The organism is Phaeacidiphilus oryzae TH49 (assembly GCF_000744815.1).
GTDB lineage: Bacteria > Actinomycetota > Actinomycetes > Streptomycetales > Streptomycetaceae > Phaeacidiphilus > Phaeacidiphilus oryzae.
The window spans coordinates 5,781,000-5,804,777 of record NZ_JQMQ01000005.1; the positions used below are offsets into that span (position 1 = coordinate 5,781,000).

Sequence of the window (23,778 nt, forward strand, 5' to 3'; positions counted from 1 at the left end):
CTTCGGCTGCAGAGGGCTGGGCGGTCTCAGTCGGCTGGAGCGGCCTCCGGCTCGGCGGAGGCGACGGCGGTCGGGGTCGCGGTCTCGGTCGCGGTCGCCTCACCCGGCTGCTCGGGCAGCGAGATGCCGGCGGTCGCGGTCTCGGTCTCCCCCTCGGCGGGCTTGCCGGCGCCGACGAAGCCGTAGCTCACGCCGACCAGCAGGCCGCCGCCGACCAGGTTGCCGAGGCCGACCCAGAGGAGGTTCTTGGCGAAGGCGCCCAGCGTCGCGCCCTTGACCCCGGCCATCATGCCGAGCGAGAAGGTGGTCATGTTCGCCACCACGTGCTCGAAGCCGGAGGCGACGAAGGCCATCAGGCACCAGAAGATCAGCATCATCTTGGCGCCGTCCGACTTGGTCCGGACGCCCATCCAGACGGCCAGGCAGACCAGGAAGTTGCAGAGGACGCCGCGGAAGAAGAGCGCCCCGACGGACTCCGCCGTCTTGGTCTTGATCAGAGCGGCCAGCAGGGCGGCCGCCGGCGCGGGGTGGCCCGGGGTGGCGCCGATCTCCAGCATTCCGGCGCCGTAGACCAGCGCGGCGAAGCCGATCGAGCCGACCAGGTTGCCGAGGAAGGAGCCGACGATCACGGCGACGCCGCCGCCGACCCCGCGGCGCCGGGCGGAGACGCCCTGCACCATGGTCATCATGTTGCCGGTGGACAGTTCGGAGCCGGCGAAGATCACCAGGGTCAGCGCGATGCCGAAGACCAGGCCCTGCACGAGCTTGGTGTAGGGGGCGTGCGCCGCCTGCATCGGGCCGGTGACGGCGAGCATCAGCGCGACCGCGACGCCGACGTAGGCGCCGGCGAGCATCGAGTTGACGGTGAAGCGCAGGGGCGAGCGCAGACTGCTGATCTTCTCTTCTGCGGCCAGTCCCTGGGCGCGGAGCGCCTCGGGTACGGGGATGGGCACGACGAGCCTCCAGGCGTAGTACGGCGGTGCGAAGTGCGGGCGGTGCGGAGCGCGCCGGCTGCGGCGTTGCGGCCTGCGGTCCGCGCACCCGGGCGTGCTGATCCGGGCGTGCTGATCCGGAAGTGCTGGTCCGGAAGTGCTGACAAAGAACTGTGCAGAGGGAACTGCGAAGAGCCGACTGCGAATTGCTGAGTGCGAAGGAATTGACGGCGGACCGCGACGAGCTGATCGCGCAGCGCGACGCGGGGACTGCGGAGTGCGTTCGAAAGCCCACCGGAGCGCCGAGACCACTCGCTGACGGGACGTCGGAAGTCCGGTGTGCTGCGTAACGTACCGTGGCTGGATCCGTCTTGGGGAGGCGCGTGGGGCCGCAGCCACGCCTTTTCACGCGCTGTTCGCGGGACCGGCGCTCTCCTCACGGGCGCGGTCGCGGAGCGTGCGCGAACGGCAATCGGGGCTACTCATCAGGGGCCGCCGCGAAGCCTGCTCGTCATCTTTCGGACACCTGCACGCTTCTGCGGGAATCCCTCTCCGGCAAGGGAGTTGATCTCCGCGAGCGGGCAGGGGATTGGTCGGGGGAGTGGATTGCCCCTCGACGGATCATCCGACAGGATGACCGGAACGTAGGATGTGAGGACCGACTGGACAGTCGGTTCTGACGCCTGGGACCCGAGACCGAATCTGGAACAGGAAAGCGCGCACGCGGCAGGAGAACCATGGCGATCCAACCCGATCCGCCGCAGCAGCGCGCCCGGCGCAGGCGCTTCCGTCCGCCCGCGCCGCCGCTGCCCGCCGAAGGATGCCAGCCCGACCCGTCGGCCGCCCCGACCCCGGAGGGCCAGGACGGCTCCGCCGCCTGGCTCGGACCCGCCATGGCGGCCAACGGCATCGGCGCCTTCGACTGGGACATCCGCCGTGACCGGCTGGACGGCGACCTCCGGACGTTCCACATCCTCGGCCTCGACCCCGACGAGCAGAGCGACCGCAGCTCCACCGCCTTCCTCTCGCTCCTCCATCCCGACGACGCCGCCGTGGTCCGCCGCCGGGTCGCCCGCGCGGTGCTCGACCTCGGCCAGTGCGGCGCGTACTACCGCACCGTCACCCGCGACGGGGCGCTGCGCGCGGTCCGCTTCCGCGGCCGGGTGCTCGCCGACCCCGACGGCCGGCCCTCCCGGATGGTCGGCTTCGTCTGGGACGCCACCGCCGAGCTCCACAAGCGGGACCGGGACGACCAGCTGGCCCGGCTCCGCGAGGAGCGCACCCGCTTCGTCAAGGAGGCCGCCCGCCGGCTCTCCGAGGCGGTCACCGTCCCCGATGTGGCGCGGGTCTTCACCGAGCTCCCGCTGCCCGGGATCCCGCCGGACGGCATGCTCCTCTTCACCGTCGACGGCGGCCGGCTCACCCTCCTCGACTCCAGCGGCTACGACGAGGCGGTGCTCCGGCCGTACCTGCGGCTGCCGATCCACCTGAGCGGCGCGCCCGAGGCCGGGGGCGCCGCCGGGAGGCCCGCGCCGAGCCGCCCGCGGACAGCCCCGCCGCGCTCGCCGTGCGCAGCCGGGCGCCGGTCTTCATCCCCTCGCGGGCCGACTACGCGGAACGCTTCCCGGCCGCCTGGGCCATGCTCTCCGGGGAGGGTCCGGCCGACGAGGCGCCGGGGCGGGCCGGTTCGCCGCGCAACGCCTGGGCCTATCTGCCGCTGGTGGCCAGCGGGCGGGCCATCGGCGTCTGCGTGATCAGCTTCGACGACGACCGCGAGCTGGACGCCGAGGACCGCACCCTCCTCACCACGCTGGGCGGGATGGTCGCCCAGTCCCTCGCCCGGGCCCGGCTGCACGACGCCGAGCACGAGCTGGCGGCCGGGCTCCAGCGGGTGCTGCTGCCCAGGCGGGTCCCGCCCACGCCGGGGGTCTCCACCGCCGTCCGCTACCTGCCGGCCGGCTCCGGCCTGCAGATCGGCGGCGACTGGTACGACGTGGTGCCGCTGCCCGGCGGCCATGTCGGCCTGGTCATCGGCGACGTCCAGGGGCACGACGTGGCGGCGGCCGGAGTGATGGGCCAGCTGCGGATCGCCATGCGGGCGTACGCCGCGGAGGGCCACCCGCCGGCGGCGGTGATGGCCCGCGCCTCCCGCTTCCTCGCCGACCTGGACACCGGCTACTTCGCCACCTGCACCTACCTGGAGGTGAACATCGACTTCGGGGCCGTCTACGCGGTCCGGGCCGGCCACCTCGACCCGGTGGTGCGGCGGGCCGACGGCAGCTGCGCGATCCAGCCGGTGGCCGGCGGCCTCCCGCTGGGCGTGGCGCCCGAGGAGGAGTACCCGGTCACCCGCTTCACCCTCGACCCGGGCGAGCTGCTGGCGCTCTGCACGGACGGCCTGGTCGAATCGCGCACCGTCGAACTCGACCGCGGAATGGAGCAGTTGAGGTCGGTGCTGGCCGAGCACGGCGCCGAGGCCACCGGCGGCGCCCAGCGCGGCGAGCCCGGCCGGGAGGGGCTGGAGGCGCTGGCCGACCGGGTGCTCGGAGTCGGCCAGGCGCACTCCCAGGACGACGACATCGCGCTGCTGCTGTTCCGCTGGGACGGCCCCTCGGACGGACGCCCGCGCCGGATGCTGCGCCGCCGGGTCGCCCAGGCCGACCTGGCCCGGATCGCCGCCGTCCGGGCCGAACTGGTGGACGCGGTACGGCGATGGGGCGTCGGCGAGCTGGCCGACTCGGCCGAGCTGCTGGCCAGCGAGCTCCTGACGAACGCGTTGGTGCACACGGACCGGGACGCCCTGCTGACCGCTCGGCTGTACGGCTGCACGGCCGACGGCGACGGTGCGGCCGGGTCCGCGCTGCCGGTCCCGGTCCGGCTGCGGGTCGAGGTGGAGGACGAGTCGGACCAGTGGCCCAAGCGCCGTACGCCGGGGGAGCAGGCCTCGTCCGGGCGGGGGCTGCTGCTGGTCGAGGCGCTGGCCGACGACTGGGGCGTGGATCCGCGCGGGGTCGGCAAGCGGATGTGGTTCGAGCTGGTCGCCCCGGCGGGGGCGACGGCGGGGGACTGAGGTCGCTCCGTGGGGGGCTCCCCGCTCCCCGAGGCGGTCCCGCCTGCTCTCCGCCTGTTGGCCGTCTCCTCTCCGCCTGTTGTCCGGCTGCTCCGGCTGTACAGGGCCGGACAGGTATGGACAGGTCTGTACAGGTGGGCCTACAGTGCCTTCATGACCACTGTCGATCCCGCCGCCTCGGCCCTCGCCGCCAAGCACCAGCGCATCGCGCGGGCGCTCGCGGAGGAGATCCGCTCGGGCAGACTCCCCGCCGGCGCCCGGCTGCCGGGTGAGCACGCCCTCACCGAGCGGTTCTCGGTCAGCCGCGGGACCGTCCGCCAGGCCCTCCGCGCCCTCAGCGAGGAGGGGCTGATCGCCACCCGGGCCGGCATCGGCTCGGTGGTCACCTTCGACGGCGCCCCCCTGGACGACCGGCAGGGCTGGGCGGCGGCCTTCGCCCGGCGCGGGATCGAGCTGCGCACCCGCGTACTGCGGCTGTCCGCGGGCCCGGACCGGGGGCTGGCCGAGCAGCTGGGGATGCCCGCCGACACCGAGTTCCTCCACCTGGACCGGGTGCGCTCGCTGCCCGACGGCACCGGGGTCTCCCTGGAGCTCAGCCGCAGCCGGATGGTCCCCGAGCTGGCCGAGGCGGTGCGCGACGGGCTGGTCGGCGACTCGCTCCAGCGCACCCTGACCGCCGCCGGCCTCTTCGAGGCGGGCGGGCGGCAGGTGGCCTCGGTGGCCCCGCTGCCCGACCGGCAGGCGCGCGAGCTGGGCCGCGAGCCGGGCGAGGTCTTCCTGCGGGTCGACCGGACCGGGCGGGACTCGGCCGGGCGTCTGGTCGAGCACGTCACCAGCTGGCTGGCGCCGGACCACTTCCGCCTTGAGCTGGAGTTCGGCGATGTCCCGCAGACGTGAGGACCATGTGCCGCGAGACCTTCGAGAACCATGAGAACCGCGAGAACTGCGAGTTGAGATGACGGAACGTCAGACCGCCGGGCGGGAGCGCGCTCTGGGCGCCTTCTACGGGCTCGCCCTGGGCGACGCCCTGGGGATGCCCACCCAGATCATGTCCCGGGCGTCGATCACCGCCCGCTTCGGCCGGGTCGCCGGCTTCGAGCCGGGCCCCGCCGACAACCCGGTCGCCGCCGGGCTCCCGGCCGGCAGCGTCACCGACGACACCGAGCAGGCGGTACTCCTCGGGAGGCTGCTGGCGGACGGCGGGGGCCGCATCGACCCGCACCTGCTGGCCGACGCGCTCCTCGCCTGGGAGGCGGAGATGAAGGCGCGCGGGTCCTTCGACCTCCTCGGCCCCTCCACCAAGGCGGCGCTGAGCGCGGTGGCCGCAGGAGTGCCGATCGAGGAGGCGGCCAAGAGCGGCACCACCAACGGCGCCGCGATGCGGGTCACCCCGGTCGGCATCGCCTTCTCGTACCGGGAGCTCGGGGTGGCCGGCTTCGTCGACAGGGTCGCCGAGTCCTGCCAGGTCACCCACGCCACCGGGCTCGGCATCGCGGGGGCCTCCGCGGTGGCGTCCGCGGTCAGTGCGGGCGTCTCCGGCGCCGGAGTCGAGGGGGCCTTCGAGGCCGCGGTGGCCGCCGCTCGGGAGGGTGCCGGTCGCGGGCACTGGGTGGCCGGCGCCGACATCGCCGCCCGCATCGGATGGGCCCGCCGCCTCGTGGACGGTGTCCCCGAGGACCGGGCGGTGGACCTGATCAGCGAACTGATCGGGACCAGTGTGGCCGGGCAGGAGTCGGTGCCCGCCGCCTTCGCGGTGCTGGCGCTGGCCGGCCCGGACCCGTGGCGGTGCGGCCTGGTCGCGGCCAATCTGGGCGGGGACTGCGACACCATCGGCGCGATGGCCTGCGCGATCGCGGGCGCCATCGCCGGACTGCCGGCCGTGCCGCAGGCGGCGGTCGACACCCTGGACCGAGCCAATCCCGGCCTCGGCCTCGTCCCCCTCACCGACCGGCTGCTCGCGCTGCGCGCGCGGGACGGCCGCGCGGTCGGTGTCGCCGACGCTGTCGGCAGAGACTGAAACCCCCTCAGGAGGCAGAAGTGAGCGACTCAATGGTGAGTTCGGCACCGCAGCCGGAGCTGCCGCAGGAGGTCCCCGCCGACCGCGTCGGCGCGGTGGAGACCCGCGGCATCGAGCCCGTACCGGACGGGGAGCGGCACGGCCGCGCCCGGCAGATGTTCTGGACCTGGTTCGCGGCCAACATCAGCATCCTCGGGCTGCCGCTGGGGGCGACCCTGGTGGCCTTCCACGCCCTGAACTTCTGGCAGGCGGCGGTGGTCGCGGCGATCGGATCGGCCGGTTCCTTCGCCCTGGTCGGCGGGTTGAGCATCGCCGGCAAGCGCGGTGGCGCCCCGGCGATGACCCTCTCCCGCGCGGTCTTCGGCACCCGCGGCAACCTCGGCCCGACGCTGATCACCTGGTTCAGCCGGGTGGGCTGGGAGACCATCAACACCACCACCGCGGCGTACGCGCTGCTCGCGCTGCTCGCGGCGGCCTTCGGCTGGCACCAGAACACCCCGCTCACCGTCGTCTGCCTGCTGGTCTTCATCGGCTGCACCCTGCTGATCAGCGGCCTCGGGCACGCCACCATCATGTGGATCAACCGCTGGGCGACCTATGTCTTCGGCGTCCTCAACCTGGTGGTGATGGGCTTCCTGGTGGCCACCGTGGACTGGCACAAGGTGCTCCACTCGGGCACCGGCTCGGTCGCCGGGATGATCGGCGGGGTCGGCGTGATCGCCGCCGGCACCGGCATCGGCTGGGCCAACGCCGGTGCGGACTACGCCCGTTACCTGCCCCGGCGGATCCCCGGCGGGCGTCTGGTGGTCGCCTCGGCGGCCGGCGCCGGGATCCCGCTGGTGCTGCTGATCTCGCTGGGCGCGCTGCTCACCGCGGGCGATCCGACGCTGGCGACCGCGGCCGACCCGGTGGCGGCGATCCACGCCATGCTGCCGGGCTGGATGGCGGTGCCGTACCTGATCGCGGCCTTCGGCGGGCTGCTGCTCTCCAACCATCTCTCGGTCTACTCGGCCGGGTTGACGCTGGTGACCCTCGGCATCCGGGCCAGGCGGACGGTCGCGGTCGGCATCGACGTGGTGATCACGCTGGCCGGCGGGATCTACTTCATGCTGATCGCGGGCAGCTTCTACGGCCCGTTCACCACCTTCCTCACCGTGCTGGCGGTGCCGATCACCGCCTGGGTCGCCGTCTTCGGCGCCGACCTGGTGATCGGCCGGCGGTACGACCCGAAGGCGCTGATGGACACCCGGCCCGGCGGCCGCTACTGGTATCAGGGCGGCGTCAACTGGCGGGCGGTGGGCGCCTGGGCGGTCGGGATCGTGGTCGGACTGCTGCTCACCGAGGTGAAGACCAGCGACACCGACGTGTGGTTCTCCGGGCCGTTCTCGCACTCCTGGCTGGGGAGCAGCGGGCTGGGCTGGGCGGTCACCTTCGTCGTCTCGGCCGCGCTCTACCTGCTGCTGCGGAGGCTGTTCCCGGAGAGGGCGGAGAGCGAAGCCGTCGAGGAGGTGGCGGCATGACCGGCGGACCCGTGCTGTACCTGGCCGGCGGGGTGCTGGTGGACCTGGTGATGCGGGTGCCCCGGCTGCCCGAGCGCGGCGGCGACCTCTTCGCCGAGGACGCCGAGTTCACCCCCGGCGGCGGCTTCAACGTGCTGACCGCCGCCCGGCGGCAGGGACTTCGGGCCGTGTACGCCGGGGCGCACGGCACCGGTCCGTTCGGCGACCGGGTCCGGGCGGGGCTGGCGGCGGAGGGGATCGGCACACTGCTGCCGGCGGTCGAGGGGCGGGACACCGGGTTCTGCGTCGCCCTGGTCGAGCGCGGGGAGCGCACCTTCGTCACCGCGAGCGGCGCGGAGGGCCGGTTGTCGGTGGCGGACGCCGGAGCGCTGCGGGAGCGGCTGCGGCCGGGCGACCTCGTCCAGCTCTCGGGCTACCAGCTCGCCGGGGAGGGGACCGCGGAGGCGCTGGAGTGGCTGGTCAGGCGGCTGCCGGAGGAGGTGGTGCTGAGTTTCGACCCCGGGCCGATGGCGGGCGGCGTGCGGGGAGAGCTGCTCGACCTGGTGCTGGGCCGCTGCGACTGGCTGAGCCTCAACCGGAGGGAGGCGGAACTGCTGGGCGTCGACGGCGGCGAGCACGGCCGGCGTCTCAAGGGCGGGACGGTGCTGCGCGCGGACGCGGACGGCTGCTGGGTGCGCGCCCCCGGGGAGGAACGGGCCCTCCATGTGCCGGCGGTGCCGGTGGAGGCGGTGGACCCGAACGGAGCCGGGGACGCCCACGTCGGCACCTTCCTGGCCGGCCTCGCCGCCGGCCAGCCCCCGGCGGTCGCCGCCGCGCGAGCCAACGCGGCCGCCGCCTACGCCGTCACCCGCCCCGGCCCGGCGACCGCCCCGACGCCCGCCGAACTGGACGCCTTCATGGCGGCACGCTGGGCGACGGGCTGAGCGGGGCGCTGTGCGGCTGCGCGGGGCGGGGGCGGGGACGACCGCGTAGGTCGGTCGGGCGGTCCGGCGGCCCGGCGGGGCGGCGGGCGGTTGGTCCGTCCGGTGGAGTGGTCGGGGCGTGGAAGCTGGTGCTGCGCCTCGGATGGGCGGGGCCAGCCGCGGGGACCGGCCAGGGTGCCTGCCGCTCAAACGGCCGGCCGCCCAGGCCGCCCGCTCGCCAGGGTCGGCTGTGGCGGGGGACGCCGCGGGCGGCGGACGGAGGTGAACGAGGGCGGTGGCCGGTGGGGGCAGGCCGTCCCCGGGGCCCCGCTCGGGGTACGGCCGCGCCCCCGGATCGTGGCCGGTGGGGCGGGGATCCGGGGGCGCGGGGGCGGGCATGGCCTGCAGTGACGATTCGTCAGGGCTGCGGTGGGGCCGCCCGGCCGGGGGCGGGGTCAGCCGTAGAGCTGCTCCAGGCCCTTGAGCTTGCGCTCCAGTTCGTCCAGGCGGGGCAGCGCCTGGGTGTCGTCCTCGGCGGTGAGGTCGAAGAGGCCGTCACGGCTGGGCCCCGAGGCCTTCAGCGGGGGCACCAGCGCGGGGCGCCGCCGCGCCGCCCGGCGCTTGTCCCGCGAGTCGCCCTCGGCCGACAGCGCCTCGGAGGCTATGGCGGACTCCGCGGTCGCGGGCTCGCGCTCCGCGCCGAACGCGTTCGGCGTGTGCCCGCTGACGACCGTTCCGTCCGCCTCGGAGCCACTGGTCAGTGCCGCCGCGCCGGACTGCCCCCGGCCGAACCGGCCGCCGCCCTGACGGCTGATCGCCTTGATCTCCGCGCGCTCCCTGCGCACCTCCGCGCGCTGGCGCTCGCGGTTGAGCACCCGCTCGCGCTTGTCCTCGCGCACCTCGTCGACCGCCTCGTCCAGCGAGCGCACGCCCTCCAGCAGCATCAGGGACCAGGCGGCGTAGGTCTCCCTGGGCGCCCGGACCCAGCGCACGATCCGGATCTGCGGCAGCGGCCGCGGTACCAGGCCCTGCTCGCGCAGTGCCGCCCGGCGGGTCTGCTTCAGCGCGCGGTCGAAGAGGACCGCCGCGGAGAGGGACATCCCGGCGAAGAACTGCGGGGCCCCGTTGTGGTCGATCCCACGGGGCGCGTGCACCCAGTTGAACCACGCGGAGGCGGCGGCGAAGAGCCACACCAGGCAGCGCGACCCCATCGCCGCGTCGCCGTGGCTGGCCTCGCGCACGGCGAGCACCGAGCAGAACATCGCGGCGCCGTCCAGGCCGAACGGCACCAGATACTCCCAGCCGCCGCTCAGCCCCAGGTTCTGGATCCCGAAACCGACCAGTCCGTGAAAGGAGAGCGCCGCCGCGACCGCCGCGCAGCAGAACAGCAGTACGTAGGACGCCGTCCCATAGACGACCTCCTTCTTTCTGCGCCGCTCCTCGCTGCGTTCCCAGGAGTCCTCCCCGGACTCCCGGCGCGGCCGCAGCAGCGCGATCAGTACGGAGAGGACCACCAGTGCCGCGGCACCGGCGACGCCCCACCCCAGCGTTGAATCGGTCAAACTCATCGACGTGCCACCAGCCTCGCTCTCGGTGCGAGCGTCCGCCTGGACGCGGCACCCATACTGGCCCAAGCGACGGGAAAAGAATGGCGTTTTAGCGGGGACGGACCGGGACGCGTGAGAAGTGGCAAGAGACTAATTGGAAAGTCATATAAGCGTCTGCGTAAGGCCGTTCGGATTGTCGCTTCACCGTACGATTCAATGCCCTCGGCGCGGGCAGGTCGCGCAGAGTTCGGCGCCGGAGACCGTGTAATAGAGGCAGCAACTCACCCGGGTGCGGGCGCGCGCGTCCACCCCGCCCGACCCGGGATCCACTCCCGCGCCCGCGTCCGCGCCGGCGCCCCCGCTTGCGTCCGCGCCCGCGCTTGCGTCCGCGCCCGCGCAAGCGCCCGGGCGGGCGGAAGCCGCGAAGCCGGCCGCGCCGGTGAACGGCGGGGTGCCGCCCGGGAAGAGGGCGTCGAGCGCCCGCCGGGCCTCGGCCTCCCGGCCCAGCCGGCTGCCGATGTACCAGAGTCCTTCCACGATGTCGTCGGTGGCCAGCCCCCACAGCATCCGCGGCCCGCGCCGGACGAACGGCCGGAAGGCGCGCAGTAGCGGCCAGAGATGCGCGGCCAGCGCGTGCCGCACCGCGGCGGGCCCGGCGCCGGGCAGCACCCGGAGGCCGGCCGGGTCGACGGTGATCGCGTACTCCCGGGCGTCGAAGTGCACCTGGCGGGGCGTCAGCAGCGGCAGTGGCGCCCCCTCGGCCAGCAGCCAGGGGACGGTGAAGAGGAGGGCGGTCGGCCACAGCCGGCGGTGGAGCGCGAAACCGGCGGCGACGTCCGGGCGGAGCTCCTCGCCGTACGCGGCCCGGCCGCGGGCCTCCTCGGCGGCGATCTCGGCACGGGGGTCGACGGGGGCCGCCGGGCCGCCGCCGGGCGCGAGGGTCACCCGCAGGTCCGGGTAGGCGCTGCCGAGCTGGGCGTACGCGGAGGCCAGGAGAGGGTGCCCGGTGGGCGCCGGGGTGCCGCCGGTGAGGGCGCCGCCGGTGAGGGTGCCGGTCAGGGTGGTGCTGGGGAGCATGGAGCGGAGCCTGTTCGGACCGTGGGGCGGGCGCGGTACGCGGCGCGCGGGCGCGCGCCCCGGGGCGATGTCATGTCAGGAAAGGCAGGAGGAAAGGCAGGGAAGCCTTACCTTAGCTGACACCGCCCCGCTCCGCCCCTGGACGACGCGCCGCTCAGCCCTCCAGCGCCCGCTCTAGCCAGACCGGCACCCCGCCGAACGCCCGTACCAGGCGCTGCGCCTGGGCGCGGAGAATGGCCGCCTCCGCCGCAGGGGAGACCTCGGCCAGTGAGACCAGCGCGGGGGCGATGCCGATCGAGTAGCCGATCTCCTCGCGCAGCCGCAGGGACTCGGCGAAGCCGTGCCGCGCCCCGGCCAGGTTGCCGTCCGACTGGGCGAGGCCGGCCAGATGCCGCCAGGTGTAGGAGCGCAGCAGCGGGTCGTCCTGCTGCTCGGCGCCCGCGTGGGCGCGGAGGTACGCCGAGCGGGCCGCGGCGCGGTCCTTCACCAGGTTCTCCGCGACGAGGCCGCGCCGGAAGTGCACCCACACCCGCAGCCCGTCGTCCGGCGGGAGGAGGGCGGACGCCCGGCCGAGCGCAGCCTGCGCCTCGTCCAGCCGGTCGTGCTCGCCGAGGAGGGTGGAGCAGTAGGCGAGGTAGCCGCGCTCGCAGGCGGCGGCCGCCCGCTCGTGGTCGGACCGGGCCAACGCCTCGGCCTGCCGCAGGGCGGCCTCGGCGGCGGACCAGCCCTCCGCGGTGAAGAGGCACTCCTCGATCAGCAGGGCGGCCCGGACCAGTGCGGAGTCCGGGTCGGTCTCGGCGGCGGGCTCCAGCAGCCAGGCGGCCTCGCTCCAGCAGCCGCGGGAGCGGAGGCGCCAGAGGAGCTGCTCGCCGGGGGCTTCGGCGCCGAGCGCGCCGGCCGCGCCGGCCGCTCCGGCCGCACCGGCCGCGCCGTTGGCGGCGCCGGTCGTCGCCGGTCGGCCGCGGGGTGCCCGGCCCGCGCCGCCGAGGGGGCGGGGGCGGCGGCGGAGCCCCGTGCGGTACCGACCGCCTCCTCGCGGCCCACTGCGACTCGGCCGGGCCGGTCGCCCCGGTCGCGCCGGACGAGACTGCCTGCTGGTCCGACAACGCCACCTCCATGTGCGCGGTGTCAGTCAGGGCTCCGGTCGGCTCGCTGCTGCGGTCCTGGGATGCGCCACCGGATGGATGGCATTCCAACACGTGTGGCGTACGCCACGCCAGACGTCGGCCGGAGTTGGTCGATCTCCGGCCCGGCGGCCGGGGGGTCCCGGCGGCGGTCAGGACGTGCTGCCGCCGGCGATCAGGCGCCGGGCCGGACCGTTGACCGGCTGCGGCATCCCCGCGAGGTCCAACTCGAAAAGGGCGACGAGGAGTTGGTCCGCCCGGTTGAGGGCCTCGCGGGAGTAGCCGGCCAGCGTGAACATCGCCGGGGCCAGTTCGTCCGAGTGGAGGGTGTTCAGCCAGACGCACTCCACCGCCCGCAGGTCGGCCGGTTCGGTCCAGGTGTCGACCTGGGCGACGATCCGGCTGCCGAGGAGGCAGACCCCGTCCCGGTCCTGGGAGTCCGAGACCTCGAGGTCGCCGAAGCCGAGCCACTCCAGATAGCGGGCGGCGGCGAGGACGGCGTCCTCGGAGGTGCGCACCGGGTGCGGGAGGAAGGGGCTGCGGGAGCCGGGCGACTGCTCGGCGTGCTCCCGCTCGCGCTCGCGGCCGCGGTCCGGACCGTGCTCGCGGGCCGGGTCGGCTCCGGGGCGGTCCGAGGAGCCCGGGCGGTCCGAGGAGCCGGGGCGGTCCGAGGCGCCCGCGCGGCGCTGGGCGGGCGTCGGCCCGGCGGGGTTGCGCAGGTCGCGGGTGGGCAGCGGAGCCGGGGGGAGCGAGCCGGTCTGCGGCGCGCCGGGCGGGCCGGCCGGCTCCGTGGGCGGCTCGAACGGCCGGGCGGTGTCCACCGGGAGGCGGACCACCGAGCCGCAGCCGCAGGTGAACTCCGGCTGCGGCCACTGCTCGGAGCGTCCGCAGCGCGGGCAGCGCATGTTCAGCCAGGAGTCCTCCCAGGAGCGGAAGCGGACCAGCACCGGCACCCCGCCACGGAGCAGCGGCACCCGCAACGCGGCGCCGCAGGGGCACGGCAGGGCGGGCGGTTCGTAGGCGTGCTCACGGCGGCAGCTGGGGCAGCGCACCACTCTGGGCGCCGCGCTGTCCGGCTGCGAGGGCTGCGGGGTCGGCGTACCGGGCATGTTGACGTACCGTCCGTTCGCTGAGTCTGCTGGGTCCATCGTCCCCGATCCGGCGGCGCTTGGGGACGGCTTGGGAAGGCTTCTCTGCGCCCGTGCGGGCGACTGCCCGGCCGCTGCCCGGCCAAAGGTGAGGGGCGGTCGCGGGTGTGGGATGCTCGCGCACGTGAACGGAGTCGCGGGACTGGTACTGGCGGCCGGAGCCGGGCGGCGGATGGGGGGCCGGCCGAAGGCCCTGTTGCCCTACCGGGGCGGCCTGCTGGTCGAGCATGCGGCGGGGGTACTGGCGGACGGGGGGTGTGCGCCGGTGGTGGCCGTGCTGGGCGCGGGCGAGGCGGAGCTGCGCCCGGGGGTGGGCGTCGTCCGCAACCCTGACTGGGCGTCAGGAATGGGCTCCTCGCTGCGCATCGGGCTGGCGGCGCTGCCCGGCGACGCGGACGCCGTGGTCGTCTCGCTGGTCGATATGCCGGGGGTGACCGCCGAGGCGGTACGGCGGCTGGTGGCGGCGTACCGCGAGGGGGCGCGGGGCTGGCGGCGGCGGCGTACGGGGGGAGGCGGGGGCACCCGGTCCTGTTCGCGCGCGAGCACTGGGACGGGATCGCGCGGGTCGCGCGGGGGACGCGGGGGCGCGCGGGTATCTGGCCGAGCGGGCGGCCGAGTTGGCGCTGGTGGAATGCGGCGATATCGCCTCCGGTGAGGACGTCGACACTCCCGAGGCGTGGCGCGCGTGGCTCGGCGACTGATCTCCCGGGGCTGCCGTCTCGTCTCCCGGGGCGCGCTCCGTCCCGGAGCCCGTTCCGGACCCCGCCCCGGATCCCGCTTCGGAGCGCGCCTGGGGCCCCGCCCCGGCCCCCGCCCCCGCTTCGCCGGCCCGCGAAGTCGCGGAGCGGCTCAAGGGGCGCGGAGAACCGCGCGCCCCTGATGTGCCGCCTCCCGCCCTTCGGGGCGGGCGGGCGGAGCGACCGGGCGGTTACTCGCTTGCCGTCAGGGCCTTGCCCAGTCGCGCCGCGATGTCCCGCATCGTGGGGATCAGCGCGTCCGGCGCGCTCTCCGCCCGCTCCTCGAGCGTGCGGATGCGCGCCTCGGGGCCGGAGATGGAGATCGCCGTCGGCGTCGGCGCATCCGGCACGTTCACCGCGATGCAGCGCACGCCGATCTCCTGCTCCTGGTCGTCCACGGCGTAGCCGGCCAGCCGGGCGGTGTCCAACTGCCCCAGCAGCTCGGTGGGTTGGGTGACCGTGTACGCCGTGTGCGCGGGCAGCTCGGCGCTCCCGACCACCGCCGCCGCGGCGGCCGGCGGCAGCTGCGCGAGGAGCACCTTGCCCACCGCGGTGCAGTGCGGCGAGACCCGGCGGCCGACCTCGGTGAACATCCGCATGGAGTGCCGGGAGGGCACCTGGCCGACGTAGACCACCTCGCCCGCCTCCAGCACCGCGAGGTTCGCCGTCTCGCCGGTGGCCTCCATCAGTTCGGCCAGGTAGGGCCGGGCCCAGCTGCCGAGCAGCCGGCCCGCGCTCTCGCCGAGGCGGATCAGCCGGGGGCCGAGGGAGTACCGCCGGTGCTCGTCCTGGCGGACGTAGCCGTTCTGCGCGAGAGTGCGGATGAGCCGGTGGATGGTGGGCATGGGCAGACCGGAGGCGTCCGCCAGGTCGGTGAGGGTGCCGGTGCCGTCGGCGTCGGCGAGTACCTCGAGGAGCTGGAGCGCGCGCTCGACGGACTGCACCCCGCCGCCGCTGGGGCTCTCGCTTGCCACGTCTCCTCCTCGGGGACGCTGAGAGACGGCCGCCGTCCGGCGCCGACCTCAACAAAACGTTGAAATTCTGTATCGCGGAAACTAGCCTCCACCCTACAGAAGTACCCTGCAGATTGCCCGCCCGTTCGAAGATCCAGGAGCGTTGACCATGGCTGAAGCACATTCTCCGGTCGTCACCCTCGCCGGACCGCAGGTCGAGCGCGCCGGGGAGGTGCTCACCACCGAGGCGCTGGCCTTCGTCGCCGGGCTGCACCGGGCCTTCGAGGCACGCCGCCGCGAGCTCCTCGCCAAGCGCGGGGAGAAGCGCGAGGAGATCGCCCGCACCGGCCGGCTGGACTTCCTCCCGGAGACGGCCGAGATCCGGGCGGACCCGTCCTGGCGGGTCGCCGAGGCGCCGCGCGCGCTGCTCGACCGCAGGGTCGAGATCACCGGCCCGACCGACCGCAAGATGACCATCAACGCCCTCAACTCCGGTGCCCGGGTGTGGCTCGCCGACTTCGAGGACGCCTCCTCGCCCACCTGGGAGAACGCCGTCGCCGGCCAGGCGAACCTGATGGACGCCTTCGAGCGGCGGATCGACTTCACCTCGCCCGAGGGCAAGGAGTACAAGCTCAAGCCGGACGCCGAGCTGGCCACCGTGGTGGTCCGGCCGCGCGGCTGGCACCTGGTGGAGCGCCACCTGCTGGTCGACGGCCAGCCGGTGGCAGGCGCCCTCTTCGACTTCGGCCTCTACTTCTTCCACAACGCCGAGCGGCTGCTCGCCCGCGGCGCCCGGCAGGCGGACGACCCCAACTCCGGCCCGTACTTCTACCTGCCGAAGATGGAGAGCCATCTGGAGGCCCGGCTCTGGAACGACGTCTTCGTCCACGCGCAGGACGCGCTGGGCATCCCGCAGGGGACCGTCCGGGCCACCGTGCTGATCGAGACGATCACCGCGGCATTCGAGATGGAGGAGATCCTCTACGAGCTCCGCGACCACATGGCGGGACTCAACGCCGGGCGCTGGGACTACCTCTTCTCGGTGATCAAGAACTTCCGGGACGCGGGGGAGAAGTTCGTCCTGCCGGACCGCAACTCGGTCGGGATGACCTCCCCGTTCATGCGCGCCTACACCACCCTCCTCGTCCAGACCTGCCACAAGCGCGGCGCCCACGCGATCGGCGGGATGGCCGCGTTCATCCCGTCCCGCCGCGACCCCGAGGTCAACAAGGCCGCCCTGGCCAAGGTCAAGCAGGACAAGGACCGGGAGGCCGGCGGCGGCTTCGACGGCTCCTGGGTGGCGCACCCGGACCTGGTGCCGGTCTGCCGCGAGTCCTTCGACGCGGTGCTCGGCGACCGGCCGAACCAGAAGGACCGCCCGCTCCCGGACGAGGTGGTGACGGCGGACCAGCTGCTGGACGTCGCCGCCACCGAGGGCGGCCGCACCGAGGCCGGCCTCCACAACGCGGTCGCGGTCGGCCTCCGCTACATCGAGGCCTGGCTGCGCGGCCACGGCGCGGTCGCCATCTTCAACCTGATGGAGGACGCGGCCACGGCCGAGATCTCCCGCTCGCAGATCTGGCAGTGGGTCAACAACGGCGTGGTCCTCGACACCGGCGAGAAGGTGACCGCGGAGCTGGTCCGCCGACTGGCCGGCGAGGAACTGACCCACCTGCGCGAGGAACTCGGCGACTCCGCCTTCGAGAAGGGCCGCTGGGCCGAGGCCCGCGACCTCTTCCTGGAGGTCGCCCTGAGCCCCGAATTCCAGGACTTCCTCACCCTCCCCGGCTACGAGCTGCTGTAGCCGCTCGCGCGTCACTCCACCCACCGGGACCCCCCGGCCCGCCCCCGGCGCAGAAACGCGCACGGGCGCGGGCCGTCTCGGATATGGCACGATCGCACGATCGCGCACTGGCCGAGAGGGGGGCTCGTGATGGCGTCGGGGTCGGAGCCGGGATCGGGGTCGGACAAGGGCGAGCGGGGCGCGATCCTCTGGTGCGCGGCCGCTGCGCTGCTCGGCTGCGGCATCAAGCCGACGCTGTACGGCGCCGGCGGCAGCGGCCTGGTGGCGGTCCTGGCCCGCCTGCGGTCACGCGGATGACCGGCGAGCCGGGCGAACCTGACGCCCCCTCTGCTGCTGCCTGGCTGGGCGACCCGATCGACGCGCGGCCGCTCTTCGGCACGGAACTCGGCTCGCTGCTCAGCATCCTGCGGGGATTGGAGCCCGCCGACTGGCACAGGCCGGCGACCGGCATCTGGACGGTGCACGACGTCGTCGCCCACCTCCTCGGCGACTTCCGCGGCCGCCTCGGCTGCGACCATCGGGGCGGACCCGCCGACGGCGAGACGATCGCGGCGTTCATCCACCGCACGAACCAGGAATGGGTCGAACTGCACGCTGGGGACAGCCCCGCCTCGCTCGTCGAAGCCCTGGCGGACGCGGGCACCCGGCTCAGCCGCCGGTTCGCCGCGGCAGACCTGTACGCCGACGCCCTGGGAGTGTCATGGGCCGGGGCCGACCCGGCACCGGCGTGGCTCGACATCGCCAGGGAGTTCACCGAGCACTGGACCCACCGGCAGCAGATCCGCCACGCCGTCGGCCACCCCACCGACCCGGAGCCGCGCGCCCTGGCGACGGTCCTCGACACCTTCCTCCGGGCCCTGCCGCATACCCTGCGCGGTACCGAGGCGCCCCCCGGCACCCAGGTCCGCGTGATCGTCGAGGGCCCCGCCGGCGGCACCTGGACGGCGACCGCGACCGAGTCCGCCGGCGTACAGAGATGGACACTCGCCCAGCCGTCCACCCGCAGCGGCCCCCCGACGGCCGTCCTCCGCCTGGACGCCGAGACCGCCTGGCGGGCGGCCACCCGACTCCTCCACCCCACCGAGACCCTGGCCCGCGCCCACGTATGCGGAGACCACCACCTGGCCGAAGCCGTCTGCCGGCTCGTGTCCATCGTCTACTGACGAGGGCCGCGAGTGGCCAACTTGACTGTCATACCCGGAAGTTGCATCTGCGCAGAACCTTGACGCACCGTCATCGGATCTTTACTGTCGCGTTCTGGTTGTTTGAGTTCGGGTTTGTCGCTCCGCCGAGACGAAGGGTGGCACCCTCATGCGGGACGCCGTTCGCAACACCAGAACCCTGGCGGCGCTGGCCGCCGTTCTCGCGCTGGTCCTCGGGGCCTTCTGGGCGCAGCAGTCGCCCGCGCGGGCCGTTTCCGCGACCACGAGTGGGACTACCAGTACGGCGGTGAATGTCGACGGCGGCTCCGCGGCCCGGATCTTCGACGGGATCGGGGCGATCAGCGGTGGCGGCGGCAACTCCCGCCTGCTGATCGACTATCCGGAGCCGCAGCGCAGCCAGATCCTCGACTACCTCTTCAAGCCCGGCTACGGCGCCGCGCTGCAGATCCTGAAGGTCGAGATCGGCGGCGACACCAACTCCACGGACGGCTCCGAGTCCAGCTATCAGCACACCCAGGGCAGCGTGAACTGCGACACCGGCTACGAGTGGTGGCTGATGGAGCAGGCGAAGCTGCGCAACCCGCACATCAAGCTGTACGGCCTGGCCTGGGGCGCCCCCGGCTGGACCAGTGAGGGCAAGGGCGACGACTTCTTCACCACCACCGGGGTGAACTACCTGATGGGCTGGCTGGGTTGCGCCCGCCACCACGGCCTGAACATCGACTACCTCGGCGGCTGGAACGAGCGCGGCTACGACAAGTCCTTCTACGAGCAGCTGCACTCCGCGCTGCCGGCACACGGCTTCACCCACACCCAGGTGGTCGGCGCCGACTCCGGCTGGGACGTGGCCACGGCCATGCAGGCCGACCCGGCGTTCAAGAACTCCATCGACATCGTCGGCACCCACTACCCGTGCAACTACATGTCCGCGATGACCAGCTGCTCCACCACCCCGGACGCGCTGGCCACCGGCAAGCAGCTGTGGGCGAGCGAGAACGGCTCGGAGGACCTGAACACCGGCGGGGCGCCGATGGCCCGGGCGATCAACCGCGGCTACCTGGACGCCAAGATGTCGGCGTACATCAACTGGCCGCTGATCGCCGCGATCTACCCCAACCTCCCGTACAACACCATGGGGCTGATGACCGCGACCCAGCCCTGGTCCGGCAACTACACGGTGGGCAAGTCGCTCTGGTCCGCCGCGCAGACCACCCAGTTCACCGAGCCGGGCTGGCAGTACCTGGACAGCGGCAGCGGCTACCTCGGCGGCGACCGCGCCAACGGCAGCTACGTCAGCTACCGCTCGCCGGACAGGCGGAACTGGTCCACGGTGCTGGAGACGCTGGACGCGACGGCCGCGCAGACCGCCACGTTCAAGGTCTCTGGCGGGCTGCCCGGCGGCCGGCTGCACGTGTGGGCGAGCGACTTCGGCTCCAACAGCCAGAGCGACTACATGGTGCGGCAGCCGGACCTGACGGCCGGCTCGGACGGGACGTACACCCTCACCCTTCAGCCCGACCACGTCTACACGGTCACGACCGAGACCGGCGGCGGCGCCGGGACGGCCGCCTCGCCCGCACGCGGCACGATGAAGCTCCCGTACGCGGACAGCTTCGCCGAGGTGCCGGTGGGCCGGCAGGCCCGGCTGCTCAGCGACCAGCAGGGCGCCTTCGAGTCGGTGAAGTGCGACGGCGGCCGCAGCGGCGACTGCCTGCGGCAGATGGACACTCAGCTGCCGGTCACCTGGGACGGCGCCTCGGACCCGTACTCCACGCTGGGCGACCTCGGGTGGACCGACTACACCGTGTCGGTGGACACCCGGCTGACGCAGACGAGCGGGGCCGTGCAGTTGCTCGGGCGGGTCGGCGAGCAGCAGGGCTTCAGCCCGGCCGGGATCGACGCCTACTACCTTCAGCTGGCGCACGACGGCTCGTGGTCGGTGCTGAAGAACACCACCTCGCACACCGTCACCACGCTGGCCTCCGGCACGGATGCCGCGGCGGCGGGCGACGGCTGGCACCGGCTCTCGCTGGCCTTCGCCGGGGACGCGATCACCGCCTCGATCGACGGGGCGAAGGTGGCCTCGGTCACCGACTCCTCGTACGAGTCGGGGCAGGTCGGGATCGGGACCTCCGGCTACGTCCAGGGCGAGTTCAGCCGGCTGAGCATCACGCCCGGGGCCGGACAGCCGGCCTGGTCCGGCACCTACAAGCTGGTGAACCGGAACAGCGGCAAGGTGCTCGACGTGGCGAACCAGAACACCGCCGACGGCTCACCGGTCGACCAGTGGACGGACAACTCAGGGGCGAACCAGCAGTGGCAGGTCACCGCGGTCGGCGACGGCTACTACCGGCTGGTCGGCGTGCAGAGCGGCAAGCCGCTTGAGGTCCCGTCCGCCAATCCGAACGAGGGCACCCAGCTGGACGTCTCCACCGGTTCGGGGCCGGCCGCCGAGTGGCGGATCGTGCCCTCGGGGTCCGGCTACGCCACCCTCGAGAACCGGGCCACTGGGATGATGGTGGACGTCAACGGCCAGTCCACCTCGGACGGCGCCAAGGTGATCGAGTGGCCGCAGAACGGCGGCGCCAACCAGCAGTGGCAGCTGGTGAGCACGGGCTGACGCCGCCTGTGTGATCCGCGCCGCTCCCCGAGCGCCCGGTCCGCCGTACTTCCCCCTCAGCGGCAGACCGGGCGCTTGCCGTGGTTCGCCTTCCGCCGGCGCCACTTGCGCTTGCGTGTCCGCTTCGACATGGAGCCATCATGCGCCGCGGGGGCGGGCTTGCCCAGATGTGCTGCGGGCCGCCGCCCGGGGGTGTCTCCGCGCCACTGGTCTTGCCTCTCGCTATGCCTTTGGTCATGCCTCTGGCTATGCGGCCCAGGCGCGCTCCAGCTCACTGCGGAAGGAGGCCGGCTCCCGGCCGATCAGCCGGGCCAGGGTGGGGTCGACAGCGGTGAACTCGCCGTTCCGGGCCGCGACGAAGATGCTCAGCATCAGGTCGGCGATCGGGGCCGGGGCGCCGTGCGCCAGCGCCTGCTCGCGGAAGGCCTCGTCGGCGACGACGGTGCGGGTGAAGGGGCGCCCGGTGGCCTGGGACGCGAGCTCGGCGACGGCCTCGAAGTCCAGCGCCGCCGGTGCGGTGAGCGGCGGGGTCGGTCCCTCGAAGCGGGCCTCTCCGGCCAGGATCGCCGCGGTGGCCTCGGCGAGGTCGTCGTGGCCGGTCCAGGCGACGGGGCCGTCGGCGGGGAGGGCTATGTCCCCGGTGTGCCGGGCGGCCTCCAGGAACTGCAGGGCGCTGGCGGCGTAGAAGCCGTTGCGCAGCGCGGTCCAGGGCAGGCCGGTGGCGCGCAGCAGATCCTCGGTCTCGGCGTGGTCGCGGCAGGCCTGGAAGTGGGCGTCGTGGGCGGCGCCCATCTGGCTGGTGTAGAGGATGCGGCCTGCCCCGGCCCGTACGGCGGCGTCGATGGCGGCGCGGTGGCCGTCGACGCACTCCGCGCCGGTGCGGTCCAGGGAGACGAGGAGCAGCTGCTCGGCGTCCGCGAAGGAGTGGGCGAGCGAGGCGGGGTCGTCGAAGCTGCCCTGCCGGACGCGGACGCCGCGGTCGGCGAGGGCCTGGGCCTTGCGGGGGTCGCGGACGCTGACGCCGACGCGGTCGGCGGGGACGCGCAGCAGAAGGCGTTCGACGATGCGGCGGCCGAGCTTTCCGGTGGCTCCGGTCACGATGATCATGGGTTCTCCCGATGCTGTTTCCAGTGGAATCATCTCCACGATAACACCGGAAATATCGATGGAAGCAAATCTCCGATACCATCGGTTCCATGACTCCCCGCGAAACCGCCGACAGCCCCCGCCGCCGCATCGTCGAGGCCGCCGTGGAGCTGCTGGAGAAGGGCGGCCCCGAGGCGGTGAGCACCCGCGCCGTCGCCGCGGCCGCGGGGATGCAGCCGCCCGCGATCTACCGCCTCTTCGGGGACAAGGAAGGGCTTCTGGAGGCCGTCGCCGAGCACGGCTACGCGCAGTTCCTGGAGAGCAAGCGCGCGCAGCTGGATCCCGCGCCCGAGGATCCGGTGGAGGAGCTGCGCCGCGGCTGGGACCTGGTGGTCGGGTTCGGGGTCGCCCGCCCGGAGCTGTTCGCGGTGATGAACCGGGCCGCCGGCCGCGGATCGGACGCGGCGCACCGCGCCGGCCTGGAGATCCTCCACGGCCGGGTGCGCCGGCTGGCGGCCGGCGGGTGGCTGCGGGTGAGCGAGGAGCTGGCCGCCCAGATCATCCAGGCGACCGGCCAGGGCGCGGTCACCACCTGGCACGCGACCCCCGCGGACCTCCGCGATCCGGCGCTGCTGACCGTCCTGCGGGAGTCCATGGTCGCGGCCGTGACCCGGGCCGAGCCGGCGCTGCCGGCCGCGGAGTCGGGCGTGGCGGCGGCGGCTCGCGCGCTGCGCGCGGCGCTCTCCGGCGATGACTCGCTTTCCGGCGACGGCGCGCGCTCCGGCGACCGCGCGCCCTCCGGCGACGACGATGCGGCCTTCCCCGCCGGCCGCGCCCCCGCCGGCCGCGCCCCCGGCGGCGTCGCAGGCGGCGGCGTCACAGCCAGCCGCGCCCCCGGCGTCCTGAGCGACGCCGAGCTGCGGCTGCTGCGCGAGTGGCTGGCGCGCCTGGCCGGGGACGCGGGCGCGGGCGCGCCGTCGTCCTGACCGCCCGTCAGGCGTCTTGACCTCGCAGGTGCTCGCCGCCGCTTCCCGGCCGGAGTAGCGTCGTTGGCCTGGTTCCGGAGGTGGCAGGAGCATCGCCGGGGGAGGGGGAGCTGATGTCTTTCGAGACTCCGAAGGGCACCCGGGGCGGCCGGGGTTCGACCGGGCCGGGGGTCCGGGCGCTGAAGGGTTCGATGGTCCGCTGGCACCGGCGGACCGGATACAAGCTGATGGGGATGGATCTGGTGATCCTGACCACCATCGGCGCCAAGTCCGGTCGGCGCAGGGAGAATCCGGTCGCCTGGACGGCGGACGGGGAGGACGCCTGGCTGGTGGTCGCCTCCGCGGCCGGCTCCCGCCACAACCCCGCCTGGTTCCACAACATCGCCGCCCATCCGGACCAGGTGTGGGCCGAGTTCAAGCACCGCAGGCTGCGCGTCATACCGGAGCAGCTGCACGGCGAGCGGCGGGCGGAGGCCTGGGCGCGGCTGGTGGAGAGGTTCCCGAGGTACGCCGAGTACCAGCGGAAGACCGACCGCGAGGTGCCGGTCATCCGGCTGACCCCGGCACCGGAGAACCATACCTAAGGAACCTTACTTAGGCCACCCTGGCAAGCGCGCCGGACCCGCTGGTTACCCTCATGTCATGACTCGTACCAACGGACGCCGGGTCCGGGACGGCGACGCCTGGCGGGCCGGTGCGCTGCTGCGTCCCGTGCACCAGCGGATGCACCGGACGATCGACCTCGCGCTCGCCCCGCTGGGCACGTCCATGTCCCAGTACGTGGTGCTGCTCGCGGTGGAGGAGGCCAAGGGCGCCTCGGCGCACGAACTCGCCGTGCGGACGTACCAGACCGACCAGTCGATCGGTGCGCTGCTGCGCAGGCTGGTCGAGTCCGGCCTGGTGGAGCGGGACGCCGGGCCCGGCCGCATCCACCGCCACCGGCTCAGCGAGGCGGGGCGGCGGCTGGTCGAGCGCTGCGAGGAGCCGGTCCGCACCGCCCTGGAGTCCGAGTTCGCCGCGCTCGAGGCGGCGGAGGTGCGCCAACTGCGGGCGCTGCTGGAGAAGTTGTAGGCCGGCGGCGACCCGCGGTAC

At 74.1% G+C, this 23,778-nt stretch carries 19 protein-coding genes and 3 pseudogenes; 14 read left to right on the forward strand and 8 right to left on the reverse strand.

What is annotated here, in order from left to right; translation table 11 throughout:
- Positions 1–26: 26 nt before the first annotated feature.
- Positions 27–953: a formate/nitrite transporter family protein gene (locus BS73_RS29465; protein ID WP_084704437.1), complete on the reverse strand. Its 927-nt coding sequence runs from the start codon at positions 951–953 to the stop codon at positions 27–29.
- 872 nt (positions 954–1,825) lie between these two features.
- Between BS73_RS29465 and BS73_RS40035 the strand changes: the two are divergent.
- From BS73_RS40035 to BS73_RS29490, 6 genes and pseudogenes are all read left to right on the forward strand, one after another.
- Positions 1,826–2,131 (forward strand): annotated as a pseudogene (locus BS73_RS40035) (PAS domain-containing protein); the annotation flags it as partial.
- A complete protein-coding gene (locus tag BS73_RS29470; RefSeq protein WP_084704438.1) occupies positions 2,029–4,002 on the forward strand; it encodes an ATP-binding SpoIIE family protein phosphatase in 1,974 nt (657 codons plus the stop codon). The pseudogene BS73_RS40035 and the gene BS73_RS29470, both read left to right, overlap by 103 nt.
- A 153-nt stretch (positions 4,003–4,155) precedes the next feature.
- A complete protein-coding gene (locus BS73_RS29475; protein ID WP_051941085.1) occupies positions 4,156–4,899 on the forward strand; it encodes a GntR family transcriptional regulator in 744 nt (247 codons plus the stop codon).
- Between the two features lie 58 nt (positions 4,900–4,957).
- Positions 4,958–6,019: an ADP-ribosylglycohydrolase family protein gene (locus BS73_RS29480; RefSeq protein WP_037577531.1), complete on the forward strand. Its 1,062-nt coding sequence runs from the start codon at positions 4,958–4,960 to the stop codon at positions 6,017–6,019.
- Positions 6,020–6,051: 32 nt separating this feature from the next.
- Positions 6,052–7,539: a purine-cytosine permease family protein gene (locus BS73_RS29485; RefSeq protein WP_051941086.1), complete on the forward strand. Its 1,488-nt coding sequence runs from the start codon at positions 6,052–6,054 to the stop codon at positions 7,537–7,539.
- Positions 7,536–8,462 carry a PfkB family carbohydrate kinase gene (locus BS73_RS29490; protein WP_037577533.1) on the forward strand — a complete coding sequence of 309 codons (927 nt, stop codon included), beginning with the start codon at positions 7,536–7,538 and terminating at the stop codon, positions 8,460–8,462. Before BS73_RS29485 ends, BS73_RS29490 begins: the two co-directional genes overlap by 4 nt.
- Positions 8,463–8,896: 434 nt before the next feature.
- Here the strand turns inward: BS73_RS29490 and BS73_RS29495 are convergent, their stop codons facing one another.
- The 4 genes and pseudogenes from BS73_RS29495 to BS73_RS29510 form a co-directional block, all read right to left on the reverse strand.
- Positions 8,897–10,009 carry a DUF2637 domain-containing protein gene (locus BS73_RS29495; RefSeq protein ID WP_037577535.1) on the reverse strand — a complete coding sequence of 371 codons (1,113 nt, stop codon included), beginning with the start codon at positions 10,007–10,009 and terminating at the stop codon, positions 8,897–8,899.
- A gap of 192 nt (positions 10,010–10,201) precedes the next feature.
- Entirely contained in the window at positions 10,202–11,065 is an 864-nt protein-coding gene (locus BS73_RS29500) for a (2Fe-2S)-binding protein (RefSeq protein WP_051941088.1), read from the reverse strand.
- Between the two features lie 154 nt (positions 11,066–11,219).
- Positions 11,220–11,924: pseudogene (locus BS73_RS29505) on the reverse strand (hypothetical protein); the annotation flags it as partial.
- A 417-nt stretch (positions 11,925–12,341) separates the two neighbouring features.
- Entirely contained in the window at positions 12,342–13,298 is a 957-nt protein-coding gene (locus BS73_RS29510; RefSeq protein ID WP_051941093.1) for a hypothetical protein, read from the reverse strand.
- A 151-nt stretch (positions 13,299–13,449) separates the two neighbouring features.
- Between BS73_RS29510 and BS73_RS29515 the strand changes: the two are divergent.
- Positions 13,450–14,038: pseudogene (locus BS73_RS29515) on the forward strand (nucleotidyltransferase family protein).
- Between the two features lie 227 nt (positions 14,039–14,265).
- Here the strand turns inward: BS73_RS29515 and BS73_RS29520 are convergent.
- Positions 14,266–15,048, reverse strand: coding sequence for an IclR family transcriptional regulator (locus tag BS73_RS29520; RefSeq protein WP_037577539.1), 783 nt, complete (start codon positions 15,046–15,048; stop codon positions 14,266–14,268).
- A 148-nt stretch (positions 15,049–15,196) separates the two neighbouring features.
- Between BS73_RS29520 and aceB the strand changes: the two genes are divergently transcribed.
- The 4 genes from aceB (at position 15,197) to BS73_RS29535 (ending at position 20,614) form a co-directional block, all read left to right on the forward strand.
- Complete coding sequence (gene aceB, locus BS73_RS29525) at positions 15,197–16,831, forward strand: malate synthase A (RefSeq protein WP_037577541.1); 1,635 nt, start codon at positions 15,197–15,199, stop codon at positions 16,829–16,831.
- A 129-nt stretch (positions 16,832–16,960) separates the two neighbouring features.
- Complete coding sequence (locus tag BS73_RS38435; protein WP_161789716.1) at positions 16,961–17,128, forward strand: hypothetical protein; 168 nt, start codon at positions 16,961–16,963, stop codon at positions 17,126–17,128.
- On the forward strand, positions 17,125–17,994 hold the full coding sequence (locus BS73_RS29530; protein ID WP_037577543.1) for a maleylpyruvate isomerase family mycothiol-dependent enzyme: 870 nt from the start codon (positions 17,125–17,127) through the stop codon (positions 17,992–17,994). The genes BS73_RS38435 and BS73_RS29530 overlap by 4 nt, the downstream gene beginning before the upstream one ends.
- Positions 17,995–18,142: 148 nt before the next feature.
- Positions 18,143–20,614, forward strand: a complete 2,472-nt coding sequence (locus BS73_RS29535; RefSeq protein ID WP_051941095.1) for an RICIN domain-containing protein — start codon at positions 18,143–18,145, stop codon at positions 20,612–20,614.
- 56 nt (positions 20,615–20,670) lie between these two features.
- Here BS73_RS29535 and BS73_RS41040 read toward each other — a convergent pair whose 3' ends face one another.
- Both BS73_RS41040 and BS73_RS29540 read right to left on the reverse strand, forming a co-directional pair.
- Complete coding sequence (locus tag BS73_RS41040; RefSeq protein ID WP_407675152.1) at positions 20,671–20,745, reverse strand: 50S ribosomal protein bL37; 75 nt, start codon at positions 20,743–20,745, stop codon at positions 20,671–20,673.
- 115 nt (positions 20,746–20,860) lie between these two features.
- A complete protein-coding gene (locus BS73_RS29540; RefSeq protein ID WP_037577545.1) occupies positions 20,861–21,721 on the reverse strand; it encodes an SDR family oxidoreductase in 861 nt (286 codons plus the stop codon).
- A gap of 89 nt (positions 21,722–21,810) precedes the next feature.
- Here BS73_RS29540 and BS73_RS29545 point away from each other — a divergent pair, with 89 nt between their 5' ends.
- From BS73_RS29545 to BS73_RS29555, 3 genes are all read left to right on the forward strand, one after another.
- Positions 21,811–22,686 (forward strand): TetR/AcrR family transcriptional regulator, encoded by an 876-nt coding sequence (locus BS73_RS29545; RefSeq protein ID WP_037577546.1) that lies wholly within the window; start codon positions 21,811–21,813, stop codon positions 22,684–22,686.
- Between the two features lie 113 nt (positions 22,687–22,799).
- A complete protein-coding gene (locus BS73_RS29550; protein WP_235215578.1) occupies positions 22,800–23,270 on the forward strand; it encodes a nitroreductase/quinone reductase family protein in 471 nt (156 codons plus the stop codon).
- Positions 23,271–23,328: 58 nt separating this feature from the next.
- Positions 23,329–23,757 carry a MarR family winged helix-turn-helix transcriptional regulator gene (locus BS73_RS29555; RefSeq protein ID WP_051941097.1) on the forward strand — a complete coding sequence of 143 codons (429 nt, stop codon included), beginning with the start codon at positions 23,329–23,331 and terminating at the stop codon, positions 23,755–23,757.
- Positions 23,758–23,778: the final 21 nt, after the last annotated feature.